Source organism: Anabaena sp. AL93 (genome assembly GCF_001672085.1).
Taxonomy (GTDB): domain Bacteria; phylum Cyanobacteriota; class Cyanobacteriia; order Cyanobacteriales; family Nostocaceae; genus Dolichospermum; species Dolichospermum heterosporum.
This window is the reverse complement of sequence record NZ_LJOU01000015.1, coordinates 1-25,162: the sequence shown is the minus strand read 5'-3', so window position 1 is coordinate 25,162 and position 25,162 is coordinate 1. Positions and strand designations below refer to the sequence as shown.

The following is a 25,162-nucleotide window of genomic DNA, read 5'->3' as shown; positions in this document are numbered from 1 at the left end:
TCTTCCAGATATATTGTTGCAATTTGAGAGGAATATGATTGTGGCTACAAATGTGATAACATTGAAAAAATTACTTACTAGCTCTACACATAGGGTAATTGATATCAAAAAAATAGTTCCAATTGCACTTTATCATCGGTGGTTAATATTAGGGATTTCCTGTGCAGTCATGTCAGTAACAAGTCTAATAGCTGTCACTACTAAACCAACTTATCAAAGCTATATGCAAATATTGGTAAGTTATAATTCAGATAAATCTTTACCAAATAGTAAAATCGAAAAGATAACAGAAGACTTACGGAAACCGCAGCTATCATCCATTGACTACAGTAGTCAAGTTAAATTAATGCTGAGTAGTAAATTACTACAGAAAACTGTAAATTTACTTCATGCTGATTACCCACAAATGACCATAGAAGATATTTATAATAACAGCAAAATTGATGAAGTTTCATCTTTAGGACTAACTCAGTTACCAGTAGATACAGGAGTTAATCAAAATTTCACCCAAGTATTTTTACTCTCTTTTACAGACAAAGATCCTCTCAGGACAAAAAGAGTATTACAAGCTTTAGAGAAAGTATATCAGGACTATAATACCGATCAAAAAAATCAGCGGATTAATCAAGCATTAGCTTTTGTTAATAACCATATACCGCAACTGCAAAAAGATGTATTAAAAGCCGAGAAAAAATTAGAAAAATTTCGTCAACAAAATAGTTTAATTGATCCAGTTTTACAAAGTCAAATTTTATTACAGTCTTTAGCAGATATTCAAAAACAGCGGCAAACAACTCGCGCTCAACTGCAAGATGTCCAAATTAGACATAACAGCCTAGAACAAGCAATTGAGTCTTCCAGTCAAAATAACATAAATATGAATGATTCCCCGGAATCTAGCCAAAATCAAGCCTTAATTAGTGAATTTAAGCAAACAGAACAAGCCTTAACGCAAGCTCGTTTTCTTTATACAGAAAAACATCCTATCATCCAACAACTGAAGCAGAAACAGCAAATTATCAGTACACTATTACAACAACAAGGACAAAATAAAACTATTACTATCAATAGTAAATCAAAATTATCAAAACAAATCATTCCAAAGGTAGAAAATGATTTAACTCAATTAAAAATGAACGCATTAGGACTAATTGCTCATGATCGTGATTTAGCAGAATCCGAACAAGAAATTCGTTCTTTACTGAATACATATCCAAGTTTAATTACAGAATACAAGAGGTTAGTTGCCAATATAGAAATTTATCGCAAAACACTGCAACAATTGACGCAAGCGCAAAATTCATTAGGTGTCAAAATTGCTCAAGAAGGTTTTAATTGGCAAATTTTAGAAGAACCCGCTTTAGGAATACATATAGGTAATTTACGCTGGTTACTAATTTTTGGAGGAATATTAATGGGGCCAATATTGGGTTTAGCAGCAGCCTTAATTTGGGAAAAATTTAATAATGCAATTTTCTATACTCAGGATTTACAAAATTTGACCAATATTCAGTTATTGGGGTCAGTACCAAGATTAGGAAAACGTCAAAATAGTTGGACAAACCAACTAAAATCTATAGTTAGAGATAAATCTAAAAATGTAGATATTTCTCATCCAGGAATTATCAAAAATTTGCCGAATCATAAAACATTGGATATTATTTACCAGAATATTCAGATGTTAAATAATTCTCTACCTTTAAAATCATTGATGTTAACTTCTGCACTACCAGGAGAAGGAAAAACAACTTTGGCTTTAGGGTTAGGATCTAGTGCGGCTCGAATGCACCAAAGAGTATTAATAATTGATGCTAATTTGCGTTCTCCCAGTTTACATAAAACTCTAGGGCTGACCAATGATTGGGGTTTATCCTTATTACTGGTTGATGATATCAATACATCATTTAATACTTACATTCAGCCCATCCACCCAGCTATTGATGTTTTAACTGCTGGTCCCATACCAGAGGATGTGGTAAATCTGTTGAGTTCCGAGCGAATGCAAGAATTAATGGATTTATTTGAACTAAACTATGATTTAGTCTTAATAGATGCACCCTCTGTTTTAGATACAGTTGATGGCAGAATTGTGGCTTCTTTATGTAATGGGATTGTTATGGTAGGACGGATTGGTAAAGTTACTCCCCATAAATTGATGGAAGCTACAGAAATTTTAAGCAAGTTAAATTTAATTGGCATTGTTGGTAATGAAGTTTATGATTCTCCCCAAATATTGACACCTTGAAAAGAGGAGTCAGGAGTTTAGAAGAAGAAAGAAGAAAGAAAATTACCCAGTTTCCAGTTCTCAATCTGTCTGTTTAGAGAATTGCTGAACTAGAATAGTAGACGCTTGTGATCAAACAATTAGCATGAAATTCCAACTTTTATTAGGCAATTTGTTTTCTGAGATTAAAGGTAGACATTGGTGGATAGGTATCCTGATCTGGTTTGTATTACTTGCTCCTGCACAAGCATCTGTAATTCTGCGTGTGGCAATTGAAAGAGAAGTCAAACAGGTAAAAGTCGGTGCTTCCACAACCGCTATTGTGAAAGATAGTAGTGGTAAGACTCTTGGAGAACTACCGGGAATGAGTGCCTTTGCGGCTCAAGCAGTTCCTGGAGGAGTAGCTTTAGATAGATGGCAATCCGGGTTATTTTGGATAGAACCCACCAAGAAGGGATATGTTTATATTGGCGATCGCTGGTTTCGTGGTAGAACCCTAGTAGTCCCCACAGCCAATGGTTTAACCGCTGTGAACTGGGTAGATTTAGAAGAATATCTCTACAGCGTCATTGGTGGAGAAATGGACACTAGCTGGCCACAGGAAGCCCTGAAAGCTCAAGCCATAGCAGCCCGTACCTATGCCCTCTATGAACGTGAAAGACAACGGAGAAATCCCCTTTACGACTTAGGAGATAGTCCAGACCGTTGGCAAATTTACAAAGGTGTCAGTAGTGAATCCCCCAAAACCTACAGCGCAGCAGACACCACCGCCGGCAAAGTCCTCACCTACAACAACCAAATCATTCTTTCCGTCTTTCACGCTTGTTCCGGTGGACACACGGAAAACGTCGAAGATGTTTGGACTAGCAAAGAACCTTACCTGCGGGCTGTTCCCGACTTTGATCAAAATATCAAAGAATGTAACTGGGTAAAAACCTTTACCCCCGGAGAAATTAGCACCAGAATTTCCGGTGTCGGTAATGTCAAAGACATGATCATCGAAACTCTCTCACCATTTAAAAGTGTCAAATCCCTAAAAATTATTGGTGATAAAGGGACTAAAATTCTCCAAGGTGAAGAAGTGAGAACCGCACTCAGAATTAAAAGTACCCGTTTTATTGTTAATAAAGACGTAAATGGCGGTTTTGTTCTCCAAGGACTAGGTTTTGGACACGGTTTAGGAATGAGCCAGTGGGGAGCTTACGAACTAGCAAAACGTGGTGCAAACCACCTGCAAATTTTAGGATACTACTACAAAGGTGTAGCCCTGACACCCATTCAAGCAAAGTAGTATTTTGAGGAAACAGGGAACAGGGAACAGGGAATAGGGAACAGGGAAGGTAACTGTTCACAGGATGAATTCGGATACAAGAAAAAATAAGTAGAAAGACATGGTAGAGTAGAAGGCATGGAAAAAATCAGCCTCATCTGCCACATCTATAAAACGGAAATACCGGAAACGGATTGGGAACAGACTCCAACCAGTGTCAAAGGACGGATGGAGGAGATGGAGCAGTGGATACAAGAATTAGAAGAAAAACTAAATAGAACATCAAAAAATTCATCATCACCACCATCAGCAGACCCGCTCAACACCCAAAAGAAACCAGTCAAGAAAAAGAGTGGAAAAAAAAGAGGAGGACAACTAGGACACAAAGGATTTGCAAAGTTTCTGTATCCAGAATCTGATTGTGAAGAGGTAATAAATTATAAGCCAGAGTCCTGTAGTAGCTGTGGAGGGCAGTTAGAAGGAGAAGATGCAAACCCGTACAGACACCAGCAAGTAGAAATACCACCCATCAAACCCATCGTCATAGAACATCGGTTACATCAACTCGAATGCGGAGAATGTGGTAAAAGTACAAGAGCAAAATTACCAGAAGAAGTAGATCCGAATCATTATGGAACAAGAGTTGTAGCTCTTGTTGCGGTGTTGAGTGGACTGTATCGCCATAGTCAGAGAACGGTGAAAACAGCAATGGCGGAAATATTTGACATCAGACTCAGTTTAGGAACAATCAACAAACTGAGAATGGAAGCAAGTAACTCGGTAGAAAAGGCGGTAGAAGAGGCGAAAACCTACATCCAGAATGCGGCAGTAGTAGGTGCAGATGAAACCAGATTTAGTCAAAAAAACACGGATGGATATAACAGCAAAAATAGTCAAGCCTGGTTGTGGCTGTCTTAGTCTAAACTCCAGATAAGTAGGTGGGCGTTAAAAATTGTCGTTGGGGCAAGGGAACAGGGAACTCTTAACTGGGAACAGGAAGAGAGTTTTGAGTGATTTTACTTTTCTTCACATACCTTTAAATTTTTCTGTTCACCTACTTAGCGTGTCCGCAGGACCTTTACCCCAAGAGGGCTATCAAGAACGGTTTCGATAAACCTTCCAACCATGAAAAAACAAACTCAAGCCCCAACCTAGTAGTGGAAAAATTGCCCAAAAATATAAAGGGCTTATTACCAAATTTAACAAGACTAAAAAAATATTGACTGCAATAAAATTAGTCAGGTGAGATTTGAATTCTTGACGTTGGCGGGTATTCAGCATATGTTGCCTTTGCGTTTCTGCTCGCTGTATCGACCACTCTTGTTCAGCAGATTGGAGTGCTTCTGTTGAGATATCTAATTCTGATGCTATCTCTATAAGCTGTTCTCGTGAAAATTCTCTCTCCTGCTTGTGAGTCAATGCTATCTTCAAAATCTGTTGCACTTCTTCTGAATGGTAGGTCATATAAATACCCTGACGGGGGACAAAATAGGTTAAAAAGCTTAGGTTTCATATAGTCGCTGGGGAAGTACCAATGTACTTATGCCGCATTTGCAAAAGTGGGTAGCTTAAGCGAAGGGCTGCCTCACATCTTGCACTAACAAAAAATGATGCAATTTAATCACACAGTATAATCCTAAAACCCTTGATTTACAGTTCCAAGACCATAAAAATAAGGTAGCTTTATCGCACTTCTTTTTAGTTTATATGGAATTGTACGGAGAGGTGCAAGATGTAAGCTACTCATTTATCTGTTAGAAACCGAAGAATAATAGTACGAATTTCTGTCATTATAGCTGTACTATTTTCCGTACTCCAGTTTAAAACCCTAATGCCTGGATGCTCCTCTTTATTCCTGTCAATCAGGATGTTGAAAACAAGTCATCAAGTCCTTAGCGTAAGTTTCGGAATGGATGCTCATTTCACCCCGGCAGTTACAGTTTTGTTAATAAGTTGCAGAAGAAAGTACTGTGCAGTATTAATAAAAAAGTGATCACCAGGAAGCAGATGGAGTGAAAAAGAACTTAGTGTATGCTCTTTCCAAGCTTCCATATCATCACGATTGACCAATGGATCTTGTAAACCTCCGAAAACAGTAATTGGACAATCCAGCGGAGGTTCTACGGTGTAAGTATAGGATTCATTGATCATCAAATCTGCTCGTAGGGTGGGGAGCAGCAACTGCATCAATTCAGCAGATTCTAATACTTTTTTCGGAGTTCCATTGAATCTACGCAGTGCTTCCAAAAACTCAGCATCAGACAAATGATGTATTTTATTGTGTTCTATTACTTGAGGTGCGCCACGACCGGAGACAAAAAGGTGAACTGGATTTAGGGCATAGGTCTTACGAACGAAACGAGCTAGTTCAAAGCTGATTAAGGCACCTAGACTATGACCAAAGAAAGCAAAAGGGATATCTAAGTAAGGATGTATAGCATAAGAGATTTCCTCAACAAGTGGTGAGATTTGATGAAAAGGAGGCTCACTCAAACGAACTCCTCGTCCTGGCATCTCAATAGGAAAAACCTCAATAAAGTGTGGTAAATTATCTGCCCAAGTACGAAAGCTTAGGGCGCTACCACCTGCGTAAGGAAAGCAAAAAATACGCATACGCGCTTGTAAGTTATTTTTCCGATGTCTAATCCATTTATTCGTTTCTTGTGAATTTATCATAATACTCAAAAAATTAGATGACTTGTATGTAAGTAGGTGAACACAATAAAACCAATCTGTGTAAAGAAAAGTAAAATCGCCCAAACCCTCTTCACTCTTGCCTCTTGCCTTGCCATAACGACAATCTTTAATGCTAACCTACTTAACCGCTCAATAATCCGGGGTGAATCGTTCAATGACAAGCCTCAAATAGCGTAAATTCGTTCCCGAATAAGTAGTCCGCCCCTATTTATTGAGCAGTTACCCTTGTATACACTTATTAGAAGACTTTTTATTCATTTAAAGTGATAATACTCTCATTAAGACTAACATTCGTATTAATTAAATTACCATCTTCCATATAAATAATTCGTTCAGCCACATCTAGAATTCGACTATCGTGAGTTATTAGCAAAATTGTACAATTTATTTGTTTGGTTAAACTTAGCATTAACTCAATTACATCACGACCAGTTTTTTTATCCAATGCAGCCGTTGGTTCGTCTGCCAAAATCAATTTAGGACTAGCGGCTAAAGATCGGGCAATTGCAACCCGTTGTTGTTGTCCTCCTGATAGATTACGAGGGAAAGAGTTTAAATGCTTGCCTAGACCAACAGATTCTAAGATATCAACCGCCCTATCATAAGCTTCAGCTTTAGAAATTTCTTTGTGCAAAAAAATAGATGTTTGTACATTTTGAACAGCAGTTAAAAATGGTAAAAGGTTGTTACTCTGAAAAATGTAGCCTATTTTTCGTCGCACTTTAACTAATTGATAGTTGCTAGTTTGATATAATTCGTGTTCAAAAACCTTAAGGCTACCACTTTGAATAGTACGTAAAGCACCAATTAGCGTTAGTAATGTTGTCTTTCCTGAACCTGAAGGACCAGTTAGAATTATAAATTCTCCTCGATGTATATCGAAATTTATATCCGATAATACTCGTTTTCTTAGTGAACCTTTTCCTAGATAATGTTGAAGGTTTTTAATCGATACTACTGGTTCTTGCAAAAGCATATTTATTTAATCTTTAATAAATGGGATTAGAAAATATCGGCAGGATCGGCATCTCTCAATTTACGTACAGCAATAAGACCTGAAATTAGACACATTAGTATAGTCACTAGTAATAATGTGATACCTCTGTCAACAGTCATACCAATTGGTAGTAGTGTAGCAGATTTGGTTTGTTGATAACTAATCATTGCGATTAAGAAACCAGGAATATAACCCAGAATTGATAAAATCAAAGACTCCTGAATAATAATCCATAGTAAGCTTATATCCGTATAACCCATTGCTTTTAAAATTGCATATCCAGGTAGATGTTCTGATACATCCGTGTAAAGAACTTGATAAACAATTACTGAACCAACAATAAATGCCATCATGGTACTGAGTGAAAATATAAAACCTACGGCAGTATTACGTTTCCAATAATCTTTTTCAAAATTTATGAATTCGTCTTTGGTGAAAGCTAAAACATCACTCGGTAGTCTTGATCTAATTTCGCTTATTGATTGTTTTAGATTTGCATTAGGATTAAGCTGAATAGTTCCAATTTCAATTGATGCTGCACTCTTATTAGTTAAAATGTTGACAAAATTACTGTTACTAGTTAATAAATGACCATTAGCCGCAAAGGATGCTCCAAGCCTAAATAAACCCACAACCTTCACAACTTTTTCAACTTTCAGAAGAGAACCTTGCAGTTCAGAAAGAATTGTTTCCCCAGCATTAAAACTAGTTACAACTGCTCCAAATTCTGGTCTTGAGGACATATCAAATAGAACGCCGTCCGGGTAATTAATGTTAGTCAAATTTTCTTGAATACCTGGTAAATCCAGTACATTATTACTAGGATCAATACCAAGTACAAAAATGGAACGATTATCATTGTTCCAGGGATTTTTCCAGTTGGCATATCCCAAGTGTATGGGGCTAACTGATTTTACTTCTGGAAATTCTAAAAGTTGATATAAATAGTATTTAGAAAAGCTCTTGAGAGCAACCAAAGCACTGGATTTGCTATGCAGAAGAAAAACATCTGCTTGCATACTTTTGTGCAAAAGTACAGAGCTGTCAAATAAAGCATCACTAAAGCCTAGTTGCATAAACATCATGACAACTGCAAATATAATGCCAGAAAGTGCTACAAGAAGTCTGACTTTTTCATATTTCAATTGTGATAAGGCTATAGAAAAATTTTTTCCCTTCATTTTCATAATTATCTAATGATGGATACCAGAGATTGTCGTGGAATTTCTTTATACATCAAATATTAAAGTAATCTCTCTCTACTCTATCCTTTTTCCACAGGATGAATCGAACAGAAGATTAATAACTATTTTGGATGAATTAAAACGTTAACTTCTAAGTTGGATAACTTGATAACTTTCTTGCTATTCTCTGGTTCTAAACGAATTTTTACTTCAATCACCTTGGCATCTACATCCAACCCTGGATCTGTGCCCAGAAATTTACGTTTCCCAATTTGCCAGCCAATCTCTTCAACCTTACCAAATAGCTTACCGTCTATAGCTGGACTAGTAATTTCTGCACTTTGTCCAACTTTTACCCGTCTAATATCAGTTTCATAAACTTCGGCTACTACATACATTTCATTAGTGTTACCAATATCAGCAATGCCTGTGTCACTAACAAGTTCGCCTGGTTGTGTATTAACTTTTAAAATCTGTCCAGCAACGGGGGTGCGTACATACGCTAACTCTAATTGAGATTTTGCTAGTTTGACAGCACCAATGGCTGCATATACCTCCATTTGTGCCACTTCTACATCTACTGGACGAACTTCAGCAACACTATTGAGCGTTGCTTTTGCTCCCCTAAGTTGCTTATTACCAGTAGTATTAATCCTATTCAATACAGCTTGGGCTTCTCTTAGCTGTTTATTACCAGTAGTATTAATTCTATTCAATACAGCTTGGGCTTCTCTTAGCTGCTGTTTTGTGGTTTCCAAGCTCAAGCTCTTGCTGTCAAACAAAGAATGGGAAATAGCACCCTCCTTAAATAGCTGCTCATTGCGTTTATACTCAGATTCAGCGTTTTCAAAATCCGCTTTGAGTCTCCTAATTGTGGCTTCCTGAGCCTCTTTGTCTCCTTGTAATTGCGCTGCAATTCGCTCAACTGTTTCAGTTTGAGCCGCCTTGTCTCCTTGAGATTGTGCTTTCAAACGTTCAATATCTGCCTGCCTCGACTGAATTTCTCCCGTTTTTGCTCCAGCTTTAATTTGTGCAAGACGAGCAGTCGTAACCTTCACCTGGTTTTCAGCTTGATTTAATTCTGCTTGACGAACTTTATAGTTGTCTAGAACTGCAACAACCTGCCCAACTTTTACTATATCTCCCTCCTTAATTATCAATTTTTCCACCCGTGGAAATTGATTTGCAGTAGGAGCAAATAGCCGAATGATTCTTTTTTTAGGTTCTATACGTCCCAGAGTACTAACAGGGTTAGACTTTGGGAATTTTTGGACTGATATTTGGGACTTACTAACTTCTTGTTTTGGCTTGGTTTGCCAAAACATTACAATCGGAATCGAACTAACAGCAATACCAATCAAAATCAGTATGCTGAACTTAATAGTAGGAGGTATAGACTTTAAAAAGTATTGAAATTTCATCTGGGTATGGTTTGCTGAAAAAGTCTTTTCGTTAGGACTAGTGGTCTGTCAGGGTAAAAATTAGAAGAAGATAAGAATAGTCTTGAATCTGGGAAAGTGATAGTTTTTTGATAGTTTTAACGCTTATTACTTGCACCTGATTCACCTTTTAAACCTTCAAACTTTTGATATGTCTAGGTTTTTGGTTTACTCAGCAAGTCCTAGTGGTCTGTCAAGCAAAAAATTGTCTGTATCCAATTTTCGGAATCTTTGATTTGGGAACCGATTAAACACAAAAACAAAATTGACAGACCACTAGATATTTGTAGTATTAAGCCTACAGTTACAAGTAGTGATCCTAAAGTAGTGGTATTTGAGACATTGACTATACATGAACTTTAGTGATTCAGATGGAAACTACACAACTTAAGTATATCAACCAATTGCACTGCTAAATTCATCAAATCAAGGAAATAATTAGTGTTTCAGACTCTATTTACCATATAAACTTAGGATCTCTATTTTATAAACACAAAAATTGTTGTCAATAGGCTCGAACCGTCTAAGTAAGTTAGCGTTAAATAATCAACATATGTAACGCTAACTTACTTATCTGCTATATTAAAACATTAAAAGCCTTCGATGTAACCTGCTAAATTAGCGATGTTTGGTGTTTCAAAAAGTTTGTTCAATGGTAACTCAACTTGAAATACCTCACGTATATGTAAAATCAACCTAATCGAAAGTATAGAATCACCTCCCAACTCAAAGAAATTATCTTCGATACCTACCGAGTCTACTTGGAGCATTTCTGACCAAATTGTAGCCAGTTTCTTTTCAATAGAAGTCTGAGGAGGGACAAAATGTTTTTCTATCTGGAAATTGATAGAAGTCGAATTAGCTAGAGCTTTACGATCCACTTTTCCGTTGGATGTGAGTGGAAATTCTTTCAAAACCGTAAATAGTGAAGGTATCATATATTCTGGAAGTTTCTCACGGAGAAAATTACGTAATTCCCGCTCGTCGAAGGCATCTTCATTCTGATGAAGAATATAGGCGACTAGCTTTTTATTGCCCTTGGTCTCTCCCACCGTGGTAACAATCCCATCTTGTATTTTTGAATGTTGTACTAGTGCTTTCTCAATTTCTCCTAACTCGATTCGATAGCCTTGGATTTTTACTTGAAAGTCTTGTCGGCCTAAAAACTCAATATTTCCATCTGGTAGATAGCGACCCAAGTCACCTGTTCGATATAATCGCAATCCAGTTTTGGGGTGGACAATGAAGCTTGCGTGGGTTTTCTCCTCATCTCGCCAGTAGCCCATAGCCAATCCAACGCCACCAATATAAAGATGTCCTGATACCCATACAGGACATGGTTCTAAGACATCATTCAATACGTAAAATTTCTGATTAGCCATAGGTTTTCCGTAGGGAATGCTAGACCAATTCGTATCAACTATTTCAATAGGATAGAGGATTGACCAAATTGACGCTTCAGTTGCACCTCCCAAACTAATCACCTTCACATCGGTTGATAGTTCTTTAATTTCATTTGGTAAAGAAAGAGGAATCCAATCACCACTCATCATCACCAGACGCAGAGATTCAGGTAGATATTTACCTTGAGACTGAGTGTATTCTGTCAACATTCCCATTAAAGCTGGAACTGAGTTCCATAAACTTACTTTCTCCTGTATCATGAGTGGTAACCAATGACTGGGATCTCGTCTACTGGAAGCATCAGGGATGACAACTGTTCCACCCGCTGCAAGTATGCCAAAAATATCGTAGACTGACAGGTCAAAGTTCAATGCAGATATTGCAAATACCCGGTCTTTATTTGTTACTTGAAAACGCTTGTTAATATCCACAATAGTGTTGACCGCACCACGATGGTTAATCATCACACCTTTCGGTAACCCAGTAGAGCCTGATGTGAAAATAACATAAGCTAAGTCGTTTGCTCCTTGTACTGTGTTTAGTGGTTGGTCACTAATATTTATAAAGTCGTTGTTGTCCACGCACAATCTCTGAACGTCTTGAGGCCATTCTAGAAAAGTATTAAGCCAAGACTGTGTGAGAACTAATTGTACTTGTCCTTGTTCTATAAGATACCAAATACGTTCTTGAGGTTGTTCAGGATCAATTGGCAAATAGGCAGCACCAGATTGCAAAATACCTAACACTGCCACTACTTGTTCCCAACCTTTCTGCATGACTACAGCAACTAATGTGTTTGGACGCGCTCCTAATTGCCGTAAACGACGACCAATTCTATTTGCCTGACGGTAAACTTCTTCGTAAGTCAGTCTGTTTTGGGGTGTAACTATTGCTACTTCTTTTGGTTGCAGGGATGCCTGAGAAGTAAACAAAGTATGCAGTAAATTTGCACACATTTTTTCTTCAGTAGCATTAACCTGTAATTGTTGCTGAAACTGAGCAGGTGGTAGTAGATATAGTGTTGGTTCTTGCCAAATAGCATCTTCATTGGCAAGTCGATGCAACAATTCACAGTAAGCGGTGAACATATCCTGTAGTAATCCTTCTGGGAATATTTCCTCTACCACATCCCAGTTAAAAATTAATGTTCCTGATTCTTCCCAAACCTGGTGATCTAACCATACTTGAGACGTTTGGGTGATACCGTATACCGGACGTAGGGCAATGGGAGAAGATTCTATATCGGGAATTGGAAGTGTTAGAGCACTGGTAAATACAATTGGCATCTTTGCCCTTGTCACCCCTCCCTGACGACGATTCAGTTCCCGTAATACTTGGATGCCACTAACATGCCGATGCTCTAGGTCATTCCACAGTTTTTCCTGGGTACGCCGGGCCCTATCTAGAAATGAATCCCGCACTGAGTAATCTAAAGCTAATAGCGTCAAGGAAGTAAACTCACCTACAATATCGTTCACCTCTGGATGCAAGGGGAGACGATTAAAGAAAGTGAGATTCAATGTAAATTGGGGATTCTTGCTCCAAAGAGCAAGCACCTCAGAAAAAGCGGTAAGTAATAATCCTGTTGGTGTTAATCCATATCTTGTTGCTTTGGTTCTAAGTTTAGTCCAGGTTTCTTTTTCTAAAGTTGAATGCAGTCGGCTAAAGTGGGGTTCGTTCAAGGAACTGGGATTTTTTGCCAGGGGTAATTCTGGTGCCGGTGGTAAAGTTACTATTTGAGTCTGCCAATAAGCTAGAGAACGTTGATAGTCTTCTGTAAATTTAATAGATTGTTCTGCTAGGACATAATCTCGGAAGGATAGATTTATAGGAGGCAAGAAAGCCTTGGGATCATCAAGAAGTTGCGATAACTCTTTGATAATGACGATAAAACTCCAGGCATCAAAGGTGAGTGCGTCTGTACTTAAGTGCAGTCGGGCAACTTGCTGATCTAAAAGAGTCGCACGAAGCTCAAATAGTGGCCATTGATGAGTTTTGAATATCTGATGTGACATTTGCTGGCGAATAGTTTCAATTTGGGATTCTATTTCGTCAGGAGCTTTGCCACTTAAATCCAAAACCTCAATTTTATAGTCGGGAACATCCCGCCAAATTTTTTGTTGGCCATCTGGTAGCACAATTGCTCTTAGCATTCCATGACGTTTAATCAATCGCTGCCAAGCTAGGTGCAAGTTTTCCACATCTAAATTTTTGAATTCCAGTTCGTCGTAACTATGAGTTGAAACATTACCCATTTCAAACAATTCGTTACGACCAACCCAATAAGCCTCCTGAATATCTGTAAGTGGAAACGGCTCATACCATTCCTCTGGAATTGCGATCGCATCTGGATAGTTACTAAATTCTTGCTGTTTGCCTTGATGTTCTGCAATTACACTGGCAAAGTTAACTACAGTGGATGCTTGAAATAACTTTTGTAAAGGAATTTGTACTTCAAATGATTCGCGCACATTAGAAATTATCTGCATTGCTAGCAGAGAGTGACCTCCTAAGTTAAAGAAATCATCTTGAATGCCGATGCGATTAATACCAAGTGCCTGTTGCCAAATTTCTACTAGTACTTCCTCAATTGCTGTGCGAGGAGCGACATAAGTTTCTTTGAAATCGTTACTGCTCCAATCAGGTGCAGGTAAAGCGCGACGATTTATCTTACCTGATGGTGACAGAGGCAGAGTTTCCAAAATTATGAAGGCAGCCGGAATCATATAGTCCGGTAATTTACCTTTAAGGAAGTTTCTCAAATCTAGAGCAGAAACCGTGGTGTTTGCTGTAGGAACTACGTAGGCGACTAAGCGCTTATCACCAGATAAATCTTGCCGAACAATGACCACACTCTGATGTATTCCTTCGTTTTCACACAGTACTGTTTCTATTTCACCTAATTCAATACGGAAACCACGAATTTTAACCTGGTTGTCTATGCGCCCCATCATTTCAATGTTGCCATCTGTGCGATAGCGCGCCAAATCACCAGTTCTATGCAGTCAACTTTTTCCTGAACAATCAGGTTATATAGCCCTTCAGGGTTTAATAACAGATCAGATGGACAAAGTAAGAGTTTTGCCCCAGAACATAATGCTCTAGTCCAATCTCCTGTAAATACATCAAATGAGAAGCTGGCCATCTGGAGATGGCAGGTTGTCGCAGAGCGCAGAGCATATGTTTGTTCCCAGCCTCGGTAAGCATTGACTAAACTTCCATGCTGAACCATTGTTCCTTTAGGATTGCCCGTAGAACCTGATGTATAAATGACATAAGCTAGATTCGCTGATGTCGTCCCTTCAATATGGAGATTTTCCGCGTTTTCTTGAGCGATCAATGGCCACTCTGTATCTAAATAGATAGCATTGACGTTATTGTGAGGTAGCTTATCTGACAGATACTTGTAGGTCAGCAGAACAGGAACCTGTGTATCATCTATCATATAAGCGAGCCTATCTTGGGGGTAGTTAACATCTAATGGAACATAAGCTCCACCTGCTTTGAGGACACCCAATGTTGCAACGACCAGATCGACAGATCTCTCTAAGCAAATACCTACTAGTACATCGGGGCCAATCTTTAACTTCTGTAAGTAATGGGCTAGTTGGTTTGATCTTTGATTTAACTCTTGGTAAGTTAAATATTGCTCTTGATAAGCGATCGCTTTATTATCTGGTGTTTTTTCTACCTGAGTCTCAAACAACTGATGAATACATTCTTGGGGATAGCTAATTTCTGTAAAATTCCACTTTGTAAAAATCTGTTGATATTCTGCATTGGTCAGCAGAGGCAATTCAGAAACCTTTTGTTCAGGATTGGCAACAACGCCTTCAAGAAGTTTTTGAAAGTGTCCGGCCAATCGAGTGATGCGGTCTACATTATAAAGATCGGTATTGTACTCAAATACGCAAACAAAACCCTCTACATTTTCAAATACATCCAGCGACAAATCAAATTTAGCGGTATCACCAGCATTCTGTTCTAAAGTAACAGTCATTCCCGAAAAATCCAGATCTGGCATAGGGGTATTCTGGTAGGTAAACATTACCTGGAATAGGGGAGAATGACTGCTAGAACGTTCTGGTTGTAAGGCTTCAACAACCTTGCCGATAGGTAAATCTTGATGAGAGAAAGCACTTAAAGCAACCTCACGCACTTGTGCTAATAACTCACTGAACGTTTGTTGTTTAGAAAAATTTGTTCTTAGTGCCAATGTATTGACGAAGAAACCAATTAAATCATGAGTTTGAGGATTATTGCGTCCAGAGGTAGGAGAGCCGACAATAATATCTTCTTGTCCTGTATAACGATGAAGTAAAACTTTAAAAGCCGCTAGAAACGCCATAAATAACGTTACTTCTTGTTGACGACTAATCCCTACAATTAATTCAGATAAAGACTTTGGTAAAGTTAGCGAATAGACAGCACCGTGAAATGTTTGCACAGATGGACGAGACCGATCAGCGGGCAGTTCCAAAATAGGAAGATCACCTGCCAGCTTTTTTTTCCAGTAAGATATCTGTTTCTCCATCAAACTGCCTTGGAGTTGTTGCTGCTGCCACTGAGCAAAATCTATATACTGAATTGGCAGTTTTGGCAGCGGGGATGGCTGTCCATTATTGAAAGCGTTGTAAAGTGCTGTAAACTCACGAACTAGTACACCTGAAGACCAAGCATCAAATACAATATGATGGAAATTGATGAGTAAAATATGCTCTTCATCACTTAGCTGCAATAGAGAAGCTCGATATAATGGTCCTGTAGATAAATTAAAAGAGCGACGGGAATCTTCACTGGCTAGTTGCTTAAACTGATACTCGCGGTCTTCTTCATTCAGGTGGCTGAGATCCAAAATCGGCAAGGTTAACGATTGTGGTGGAGAAAACATCTGAACAGGTTGTCCGTCCAGCAAAGTAAAAGTTGCTCGAAGAACTTCATGGCGATTAACAATCTCCGTGAAACTTTTTTCTAAGGCATCAATATTCAAATGCCCTTTCATCCTCACAATATTAGGAAGATTATATAAGGGGCTATTAGGATTAAACTGTTCAATAAACCATTGATGTTCTTGGGAAAATGACAATGGCAAAATGGTGGATTCCCTAATGACAGCAGGAATAGATTTGTTGGCATTATCTTCAATTTTATTCTTTAGACGTTTAAGAATTAAGGCGCGGTTTTCAGGAGAAAACTGTAGTAGACGTTCTGTAATTTTATCCATGATAACCTTTCCTTTTTTTATTTGAGTATGTACCATTACTGCTGCTGAATTTCGGCAAATAATCTCTCGGCTTCTTCTGGCGATAGCTGTTCTAAATCCGATAGAAGTTTACCTATATCCTCTTGACTTGCTAGTTTTTGATATTCCTGTATTTGGGGCATAAGAATTGTGACAATCTCCCTAATATTAGAACCCTTGAGCAAATCAACTACGGCGATACTTGCTCCCACACTGATTTCAATGCGCTGCTTCAACTCAATCGCCATCATGGAATCCAATCCCAGAGCATTCAATGATTGTTCTAAGTTGAGACGAGATAAATCGATTCGCAGAACTTGAGATATTAATTCTTGGATGTGAGTTTCCAACAATGATGTTTGCTGTGATGCTTCAACCGCAAAAATTTGTTGAATAAAATGGCCTTCGCTAATGACGGTAGTATCACCTTGAGTAGTGCTTTTTTCTTGAGCTTCTGCCAATAAATCAGAAATGATTCTTACCGTTGTCCCCGTCGGGTACATATTAGCAACCAAAGCCCAGTTTGCCGGCACAACCGTAACTTGGGGTAAGTCATAATTGAGTAGCCGTGATAGGATTTCTATCCCATCCTTGGGTCTAATAATGCCAATGCCTCGTTGGGCATAGTAGTCAGTTAAATCTAGACGACTTGCCATTCCCACTTCGCCCCAAGGACCCCAATTAATACTTAGGGCTGGCAATCCTTTGCTTCTACGATAGTGGACTAGGGAATCCATGAAGGAGTTACCAGCAGCATAATTTCCTTGACCCATTGTTCCCACTACGGAAGCCACAGAAGAGAAGAGGACGAAGAAGTCTAAGGAAACATTTTCAAATAAGCGGTGTAGCACCCAAGCACCCAAAGCTTTAGGTCTAAGCACGCTATTGAAGTTCTTTAATTCCATATTCAACAAAAGTTCATCTCTGACTAGTCCTGCCGAGTGAATCACACCTCTAATGGGAGGCCAGTTCTCCTGTTGATAGGTGTCTAGAAATTCTGCTACTTCAGCTTCATTTGCCACATCAACAGCAGCCAAATGTACACTGGCTCCCATTGCCTCTAATTCTCGTACGACAGAGATTCGCACAGCAAGACGGCTATCGGCTTCTAGTTGATTCCACATCTGGCGAGATGGGAATTTATCACGTCCGACAAGGATTAAATGTCTAGCTCCACGTTCAACTAGCCAACGAGCAACCAAGATGCCTAAATCTCCAAGTCCTCCGGTAATCAGATAACTACTATCGGGACGAAACTGACTAGGAAAAACTGAAGTTGGCTTCTGAGTACTTACTAATCGGACACAATATCGCTGTTGATTTCGGAAGGCAATTTGGTCTTCATTATCTGGATTCCAAACTTCTGCCAATAACATTGAAATTTCATCATCAGAGTGTACTGGGTCAAGATCAATAATTCCTCCCCATATATTGGTATGTTCTTGATAACTAGCAACTCTTGATAAACCCCAAAGTGAGGCAGGAGCTAATGAGACTATTTCACTATCTGCTACAGGCTGAGTTCCCCGTGTTACCACCCATAATTTGTGGTGATTGCGCCAGCCACTCTGAACTAATGCTTGAATCAAGTGCAGTATTGTACCGCAACCTAATAATTGTTCTGATTCCAGTGCATCTACTGTCATTGTTTCTGATGCAACTGTATCTAGACTCCATAGATGTATCAAACCCCGACAGGGTAGATTGGAGTTGTCTATAGCATCTTGTAACAGGTTTTGGAACTCGTCTGGATAGGATGGATTGATAGAGTAGTGACCTGGTTCTAAGGCTTGGTAAGATTCTCCTGGAACAACAATGATACAGTTTTCGCCCCGCTCCCTCAATTGTGTAACGAGCCTCTGTGCTACTCCACCTTGATCTGCAAAGATAAACCAACTTCCTGGTTGTTCTTTAAAGGAGTTCTGTGGGGTATTTTCGTCATTAACTCTGGGTTTGGGCTGCCATTCCAATTCATAGAGCCAACTATCCAAATTTTGAGAAAGTCCTTTACCTGCACTTTCAATGGATTGGGCTTGAAAACCTAGAACTTCTGCTAAGAGATTACCTTCTTCATCAAACAGTTGTAGTTCTCCGGTCAGAATCTTGTCACCCTGCTCAATCACCCGAGCATGAGCCCACATATTGGGACGAGGACGATTATAAACTCGCACACTTTGGATACTAATAGGCAGGTATACACTTGAATTATGTTGATTTATATCTCCTAAAGAGGCGATCGCAATTAGGACATGAAAACACGAATCAAGAATTATTGGGTGCAATTCGTAATCTTGGCTGTTAATTTCCATGAGGTCAGGCATATGAATTTGTCCCAAGGCCTCTGTTGCACCTAGCCAAATCTGTTCTATTCTCTGAAATTGAGGACCATATTGAAAGCCAACCTCGCCTAACTTGTGATACAAATCTGGCTTGGAAACCTCTTTTGAACAACGATTACGAATCTCATGGATATTAATACACTTGGTAACAAATTGTCGTAGATGCAGTTTAGCCTGAGCATGAAGTGTCCAATCATTTTGACTGTGCGTCTGACGTGTGTAAACACTAAACGATGCATCTTTTGGATCTAGCGTTAACTGAACAGTTAATAAGTCCTTCTCAGGTAAAAACAGTGCTTTTTTGAATTCAATGTTGTCAACTGAGTAAATACCTTCACCAAAAAACCTTTTAGCCACAGCAAGACCCATTTCCACGTATGCTGCGCCAGGATATACTACAGCATTTTGAATACGGTGGTCATCAAGGTAAGCCAAATACCGTTTGTTCAGATCTAGTTTCCACGAAGGATAGGGTAATTCCAAAGCTTGACCAAGAAGTGGGTGAATTTGTTTCCCTAAACGTAACTGTTCAGAAGCTGGGGATTCATGCCAGTAACGCTCACGTTGCCAAGTATACAATGGCAAATATACGTGTTGTCCATAAGCATAAAAACTCTGCCAAGAGACTTTACAACCTTGGGTATATAGCGCAGCCAAGGAGGTAAGCATAATTTGGCGTTCTGCTTCCTTGCGTCGTATAGAAGTAAGTACAGTAGCTTTCCGATTTTGACTGATGAAACATTCAGAAATGGAACCTGCTAGTACTGGGTGAGGACTAATTTCTAGGAAGAGGTCATAACCTGCCTCCGCCAACTTATTCATAGAGGCAGCGAAAAATACAGGCTGCCGCATATTTTGCCACCAATACATCTCATTTAGTTCTGGTCTATCCACTTTTTGGCCTGTAACTGTAGACCAGAGAGGAATAATTGGTGTTTGTGGCTCAATGTCTTGTAGAACTTCCAGTAATTCTTCTTTCAATGGGTTCATTGTGGAACTGTGATATGCCACATTCACACGCAATAAACGGAAGAATACCTTTCTGTCCTCTAAGACCTTACTAATTGTTTCTAAATCTGCTTCATTACCTGAAAGAGTCACAGAAGTAGGACTGTTAATAGCTGCAATTGACAACCTATCTTCATAGCCTACTAATAATTGTTGGGCTTCTTCGTAAGAAAGTCCAATCGCTGCCATTTTTCCAAGACCTGCCGTTTGTTGTTGTAACCGGCTACGATGAAAAACAACCTTTAACGCATCTTTTAAACTTAGTGCCCCTGCTACGTAAGCAGCCGCAGGTTCACCAGCACTGTGACCCACAATTGCAGATGGTTCAATTCCCCAAGAACGCCATAATGCTGCCAGAGCAACTTGAATAGCAAAGTTAGTTGGTTGAGCAATCTGGGTTTCTTCAATGCGAGAATGTTCCTCGTCACGAGTTAATTCTGTCAACAGTGACCAATCTGCGTAGTATTGTAAAATCGTGTCACATTCCTCAATGGTTTGCCTAAATATAGGTTCTGCCATTAGGAGTTGACGACCCATTGCCCACCACTGGGGACCCATGCCAGAAAACACAAAAACGACTTGTTGATTCTTAGGTATGGCTTGATTTCCAATAGCCATCTCTGCACGTGATTCACCATTTAGGAACGCTGCAAGTAAATCCGCCATATCTGTGTACGATTTACCTACTACCCCCAAACGGTACTGATGATGAGTCCGTCGTAGGCTGGCAGTATAACAGAAGTTATGCAAAGATGTGTTATTGGTAAAAACCCCGTCTGTTAGAAGCTTACGGTAAGCTCTCGCTAAATCTTGGAGTGCTTGAGGACTCCGAGCGGATAGAGGCAGTAGATATCCCCAATTGGGGTCAAGGTTTTCTTCACCAGGAATACCTATCTGAGTAATTGGTGCTTCTTGCAATACAGCATGTGCATTAGTACCACCAAAACCAAATGAGTTCACACCTGCAATGGCAAATCCATCAGTTTCTGGAAAAGGAACTAGGCTCGTAGGTATCTTTAACTTTAGTGATGGAAAATCAATATCGGGATTAGCTTTTTGGAAATGTAAATGTGCTGGAATCTTATGATGCTTAAGAACCAACGATGCTTTAATTAATCCAGCGACACCTGCTGCTGCTTCGGTATGTCCAATGTTGGTCTTAACTGAAGCAATATAACATTCCTGTCCATCTGGACGTTCAGTAGATAGCACAGTTCCTAGTGCATTTGCCTCTAAAGGATCACCAACAGGTGTTCCAGTTCCATGTGCTTCCACATATTGCACTTGAGCAGGTAAAACGCCCGCTCGACGATAGGCTTCCCATAGTAGCGCTTCCTGGGATTCACGTCGGGGAACCGTAATTCCAGAACTGTGTCCGTCTTGATTCACAGCAGTTCCCCGAATTACCGCATAAATAGGATCGCCATCCTCCACAGCTTTTGATAGGGGTTTTAATACAACAATCCCTGCTCCTTCACCTCGAACATAGCCATTGGCAAGAGAATCATAGGCCTTAGAGCGACCATCAGGAGATAGCATTCCAGCCTTTGACTCTGCAATAGTATAATTTGGTTTGATCATCACGTTGACCCCACCCGCCAAAGCTAGATCACATTCACCATTAAGGATACTCTGACAGGCAAGGTGTACCGCAACTAGTGAGGAAGAACAAGCAGTATCGAGTGCTATACTTGGTCCTCTCAAGTCAAACATATAAGATAGTCGATTAGCTAACAAAGTCATCATTGACCCAGTCGCTGTATGAGAGTCCATTAAATGATAGTTACTCTCGGAAAACTGTAATATTTTATAATCGAGGGTAAATCCCCCCATAAATACGCCCGTATTACTTCCAGCTAAATACTCGGGTATTATTCCCGCATCTTCAAAGGCTTCCCAGCAAACTTCTAATAGTAAACGTTGTTGAGGATCTAACAATGCAGCTTCACGCGGAGAAATACCAAAAAATTGAGCATCGAAATCATATATGTTTTCAATGAATCCACCGCGATATGTTGATGTTTTACCTGGTTTTGTAGGATCTGGATCATAAAAACTGCGAATATCCCAGCGGTCAGATGGTACGTCAGTAATTGCATCTGTTTCGTCACACAGAACTCGCCAAAAGTCTTCAGGACTGTTAGCTCCACCAGGAAAACGACACCCGATACCAACAATTGCAATCTGGTAGCTTGTAGTAGGATTGCTGTTGCTGCTGTCACTATTTGAATCACTTAAGTTTACTTCATTGCAATTTGAACTTAATACCATATTTTTGATTTATAAGTCTGAATGATTAGTAAATAGTCTTGACAGACTACTAGTGCCAAAGTTATGAATATGCTGAATTTGGAAATTTTAAAACTAAATATTTCATACATTTAAGTTTTAAATAACTAAAATTAGCATTTAAATCATGGTCATAATTGCTCACAAATATGTGCAAATTTTGATGATAACTAGATATAAGCAATACTCAGGTTTTTCAGTAAGCTGTTACGCAGCTAAATTTAATATTTTGCAGCCTAGAGTCCTTGTAGTAAGGCTTTTAGGCAAAAAAAGCAAATGCGTAACAGCTTACCTGTTATGCCAAATTATTAGTTAAAAACCAAAACTGCGCTTTAAAATAAAGCCTTAAACCTACTAGAGAACCAATACTCTTATTTGAGTACAAAGTTCTAAAGATGAAATTTGCTGTTAAGATTCAGATTTTGATGTCTGTTGTGGCATACTCCACACACTCCCTTTCAGGTGAGTGTGGGCTTCTCGGCGACTCCTCTATGAAGACATTAACCGAGCTTTAAAGCCCTATACCCTAGGGACTTTTTAAGATAATTTTTAACTTTTTTGATAGGCTGCTTCTGGTGCATTTAATTGAGTTACACCTACTGTTGAAGATTATATCAAGTAGTTAAAAAAAAATCAACAAAGTGTTCATCCCGCACTTCGTGCCGCTTCGCTAACATCGCCCAACAACACTGATTAAGCTGCGCTTAATTTTGCTCGCTGGGCAATTCGTCACTTCCGCGTATTCATCTCATCACCTCCCTATCGGGTAGGTGAGAGGCTTCTACTGTTTAAGCTAACCGCTGGCGATACCATGATAAAGTCTGTGTGATAGCTTTGCTATGTGGGGTTGGCTTTGCTCCAAAAGCCTTTTCATACTTGGTGTGTTCGACAATAAAAGGCTCATCAAATTCATACATCACTTCTTCCAACTCGCGGATCATAGGGTCAAAAGTCGCCAAGATTTTAAAAAACCATTTGGGAGCTACACTGAATTTTGGAGTTTTTCCAACTTCTTTAAAAATCAGGTTGATAAACTGGCGCGTAGTTAGCGTCTCTGCATTTGGAATATGCCAAACTTCCCCCAAGGCCTTTTCATGCTCGCCTAATATTACCAAACTTTTAGCAAAATCATTGATAAAGGTATATGTGTGAGGTACATCAATATTACCTAGAACTTCAGCTGGTTTATCAAGTAATGCAGATGCGAAAACTCTTTCTCCCATTGAGGAACTCAGGACACCAGGTCCAAAAAAGTTAGACGCACGACCGATTGTGGCACGTACTTTGCCCTTTTTATGAGATTCCATCAAATTCATCGACATTTGAGCACGTATAAGCCCCTTGGAACCAGTAGCTCTATATGGCAGATTCTCCACAATCTTGCCAGACACTGAACCATACATATAAAGGTTATCAGCAAAAACAATTTTTGTCTCCGTTCCAGCAATACCATCAATAATACCATTCATGATAGGTGGGAACTTCTCGACCCATTCAGTATAAGGTGGATTAGCGCAATTGTAGACTGCGATCGCACCTTGGCAAATCGAACGAACACTGTTGGCATCAGTAGCATCACCTTTCACCACCTCAACTCCGTTGGGAACATCTGCAAATCCTTTACGGTTCACAGATATTACTCGTTTACCTTGACTGTGTAATTCTTTTAGCACTGCTGTACCTAGGGGTCCAGTACCGAAAACTATATGTAGTTCTTTACCTAACAAATCTTTTTCTCCTGATAAGTCCTTTTTTTGAGTTCTTTAGTAAGAACTCAAATGGGTAGTGGAAGCATACACAAACAACAACATCATATTGATTTATTCCAATCAATATCGGCTCTTGCCTCTCTTTTATGGTGATTGAGGATTGATTATAACAGAACTCTTACGGGATAAGGGTTCTAAACAATTATCCCCGTATTTTCGATGAAATGCTCACACAATATGGCTTCCAATGATTTTGAACCAGGTTTTCCATAAAAAGAACAGAAGAACCTCAATACCTTACCTTGTTCTCCCACTTCTCTAAGCTTCTGCTCAATCTTGTCCATAGCCATAGGTGAGGGCTTAGATCGCCCATTTTCCCAACGGTTAATAGTGGCATAGGTTACGCCTAGATAAGCGCCGAACTGTTCCTGGGTAAGTCCAGTCAACAGGCGAAACTCCCGAATTAGCCCCCCAATTTCGGTTTTTTTGACCAGCAATGGTTTTTTCAACATCTGGTTTATTGCTTGATGTAACAAGTATTATATCTTTTAAGATAATAAACACATTCCCAAAAAAAAGGCAATAGCAAAAACAGCTAAATTCAGGAAAATTTGCTGATTTTCTATTTTTCCTCATTTTTAACTTGTATAAAGTTGAAATATGCACTAAGTAAATACATTGTCATCTATCAAAAGTTAGATATTATGATTTTTCTCTGGTAAAAATAATAATGACTCAACTAATTCATCAGTGAGTTTATCGTCACTGGAACGTTTAAGTTGTTTAATATCTACGCGCACCTGTGAACCAGCTTCTACCTTTTCCAGTAGAAAGTCAGAATATTTTTCAATTGACTGTTTAGCTTGCTCCTTGGTTGAGTCGAGGAGGGATATTATTCCCTGCCCCTCTCAGTTAGATCCGGGCGTGCGATTTTCACCGCACCCGGCTCCCGATGGTGGACAGCCGTTACACCATTAGTAACCTTTTTTCAAATTACACTAACTCGGTGTACAGATGCCGCCAAGAATTTGTTGGGCGAAAGCTTTGAGGGAATTTTAACCTCACCTGAGTTCGATATAAATAATCATCCTGAAAACTAATTATATCGGGCTTTTCTCAATTAGCAATGATTATTGACAATAAATAAACAAGAGAAAACAATCCAAAATTGAATATTTTGGACTCACAATTTAATTGCATGAAAATAATTAAATTAATAAAGCTGGTAGAGAAGTTACTTCATGTTTATCTAATTTTAAAGAAGGTTTTTTATCTTGCCAAGTATAAGCAATTAAACCAGCAATAATATTAACCATAAAATTATAAATACTGCGATGACGAGAATGAACAACTTGGGAAA

General features: G+C 39.1%; 13 protein-coding genes and 1 pseudogene. 3 read left to right on the top strand and 11 right to left on the bottom strand.

Translation table 11 applies throughout. The features are described from left to right. Positions 1 to 40 precede the first annotated feature (40 nt). From AN486_RS05670 to AN486_RS05660, 3 genes are all read left to right on the top strand, one after another. Positions 41 to 2,245, top strand: a complete 2,205-nt coding sequence (locus tag AN486_RS05670; RefSeq protein WP_290599532.1) for a polysaccharide biosynthesis tyrosine autokinase — start codon at positions 41 to 43, stop codon at positions 2,243 to 2,245. 124 nt (positions 2,246 to 2,369) lie between these two features. Continuing rightward, positions 2,370 to 3,515, top strand: a complete 1,146-nt coding sequence (locus AN486_RS05665; RefSeq protein ID WP_053539930.1) for a SpoIID/LytB domain-containing protein — start codon at positions 2,370 to 2,372, stop codon at positions 3,513 to 3,515. 117 nt (positions 3,516 to 3,632) lie between these two features. After that, the gene (locus AN486_RS05660; protein WP_053539929.1) at positions 3,633 to 4,412 is read left to right on the top strand and encodes a DUF6444 domain-containing protein; all 780 of its coding nucleotides are present in this window, start codon (positions 3,633 to 3,635) and stop codon (positions 4,410 to 4,412) included. Between the two features lie 177 nt (positions 4,413 to 4,589). Here the strand turns inward: AN486_RS05660 and AN486_RS05655 are convergent, their stop codons facing one another. The 11 genes and pseudogenes from AN486_RS05655 to AN486_RS05605 form a co-directional block, all read right to left on the bottom strand. Further along, complete coding sequence (locus tag AN486_RS05655; RefSeq protein WP_053539928.1) at positions 4,590 to 4,958, bottom strand: 2TM domain-containing protein; 369 nt, start codon at positions 4,956 to 4,958, stop codon at positions 4,590 to 4,592. 453 nt (positions 4,959 to 5,411) lie between these two features. After that, positions 5,412 to 6,170 (bottom strand): thioesterase II family protein, encoded by a 759-nt coding sequence (locus AN486_RS05650; protein ID WP_053539927.1) that lies wholly within the window; start codon positions 6,168 to 6,170, stop codon positions 5,412 to 5,414. 271 nt (positions 6,171 to 6,441) lie between these two features. Then, positions 6,442 to 7,167 (bottom strand): ATP-binding cassette domain-containing protein, encoded by a 726-nt coding sequence (locus tag AN486_RS05645; RefSeq protein WP_053539926.1) that lies wholly within the window; start codon positions 7,165 to 7,167, stop codon positions 6,442 to 6,444. A gap of 26 nt (positions 7,168 to 7,193) precedes the next feature. Beyond that, a complete protein-coding gene (devC, locus tag AN486_RS05640; RefSeq protein ID WP_367142424.1) occupies positions 7,194 to 8,375 on the bottom strand; it encodes an ABC transporter permease DevC in 1,182 nt (393 codons plus the stop codon). A 119-nt stretch (positions 8,376 to 8,494) separates the two neighbouring features. Further along, a complete protein-coding gene (locus tag AN486_RS05635; protein ID WP_290599531.1) occupies positions 8,495 to 9,793 on the bottom strand; it encodes an ABC exporter membrane fusion protein in 1,299 nt (432 codons plus the stop codon). Positions 9,794 to 10,401: 608 nt separating this feature from the next. Beyond that, positions 10,402 to 14,202, bottom strand: coding sequence for an amino acid adenylation domain-containing protein (locus AN486_RS05630; protein WP_290599530.1), 3,801 nt, complete (start codon positions 14,200 to 14,202; stop codon positions 10,402 to 10,404). Further along, positions 14,166 to 16,439, bottom strand: a complete 2,274-nt coding sequence (locus AN486_RS05625) for a condensation domain-containing protein (RefSeq protein ID WP_290599529.1) — start codon at positions 16,437 to 16,439, stop codon at positions 14,166 to 14,168. Before AN486_RS05625 ends, AN486_RS05630 begins: the two co-directional genes overlap by 37 nt. Positions 16,440 to 16,474: 35 nt before the next feature. Further along, entirely contained in the window at positions 16,475 to 22,075 is a 5,601-nt protein-coding gene (locus AN486_RS05620; RefSeq protein ID WP_290599528.1) for a type I polyketide synthase, read from the bottom strand. 806 nt (positions 22,076 to 22,881) lie between these two features. Then, positions 22,882 to 23,820 carry an NAD-dependent epimerase/dehydratase family protein gene (locus tag AN486_RS05615; protein WP_053539921.1) on the bottom strand — a complete coding sequence of 313 codons (939 nt, stop codon included), beginning with the start codon at positions 23,818 to 23,820 and terminating at the stop codon, positions 22,882 to 22,884. 176 nt (positions 23,821 to 23,996) lie between these two features. Beyond that, entirely contained in the window at positions 23,997 to 24,314 is a 318-nt protein-coding gene (locus AN486_RS05610) for a helix-turn-helix transcriptional regulator (RefSeq protein WP_081424261.1), read from the bottom strand. A 696-nt stretch (positions 24,315 to 25,010) separates the two neighbouring features. Then, positions 25,011 to 25,162 (bottom strand): annotated as a pseudogene (locus AN486_RS05605) (IS982 family transposase); the annotation flags it as partial.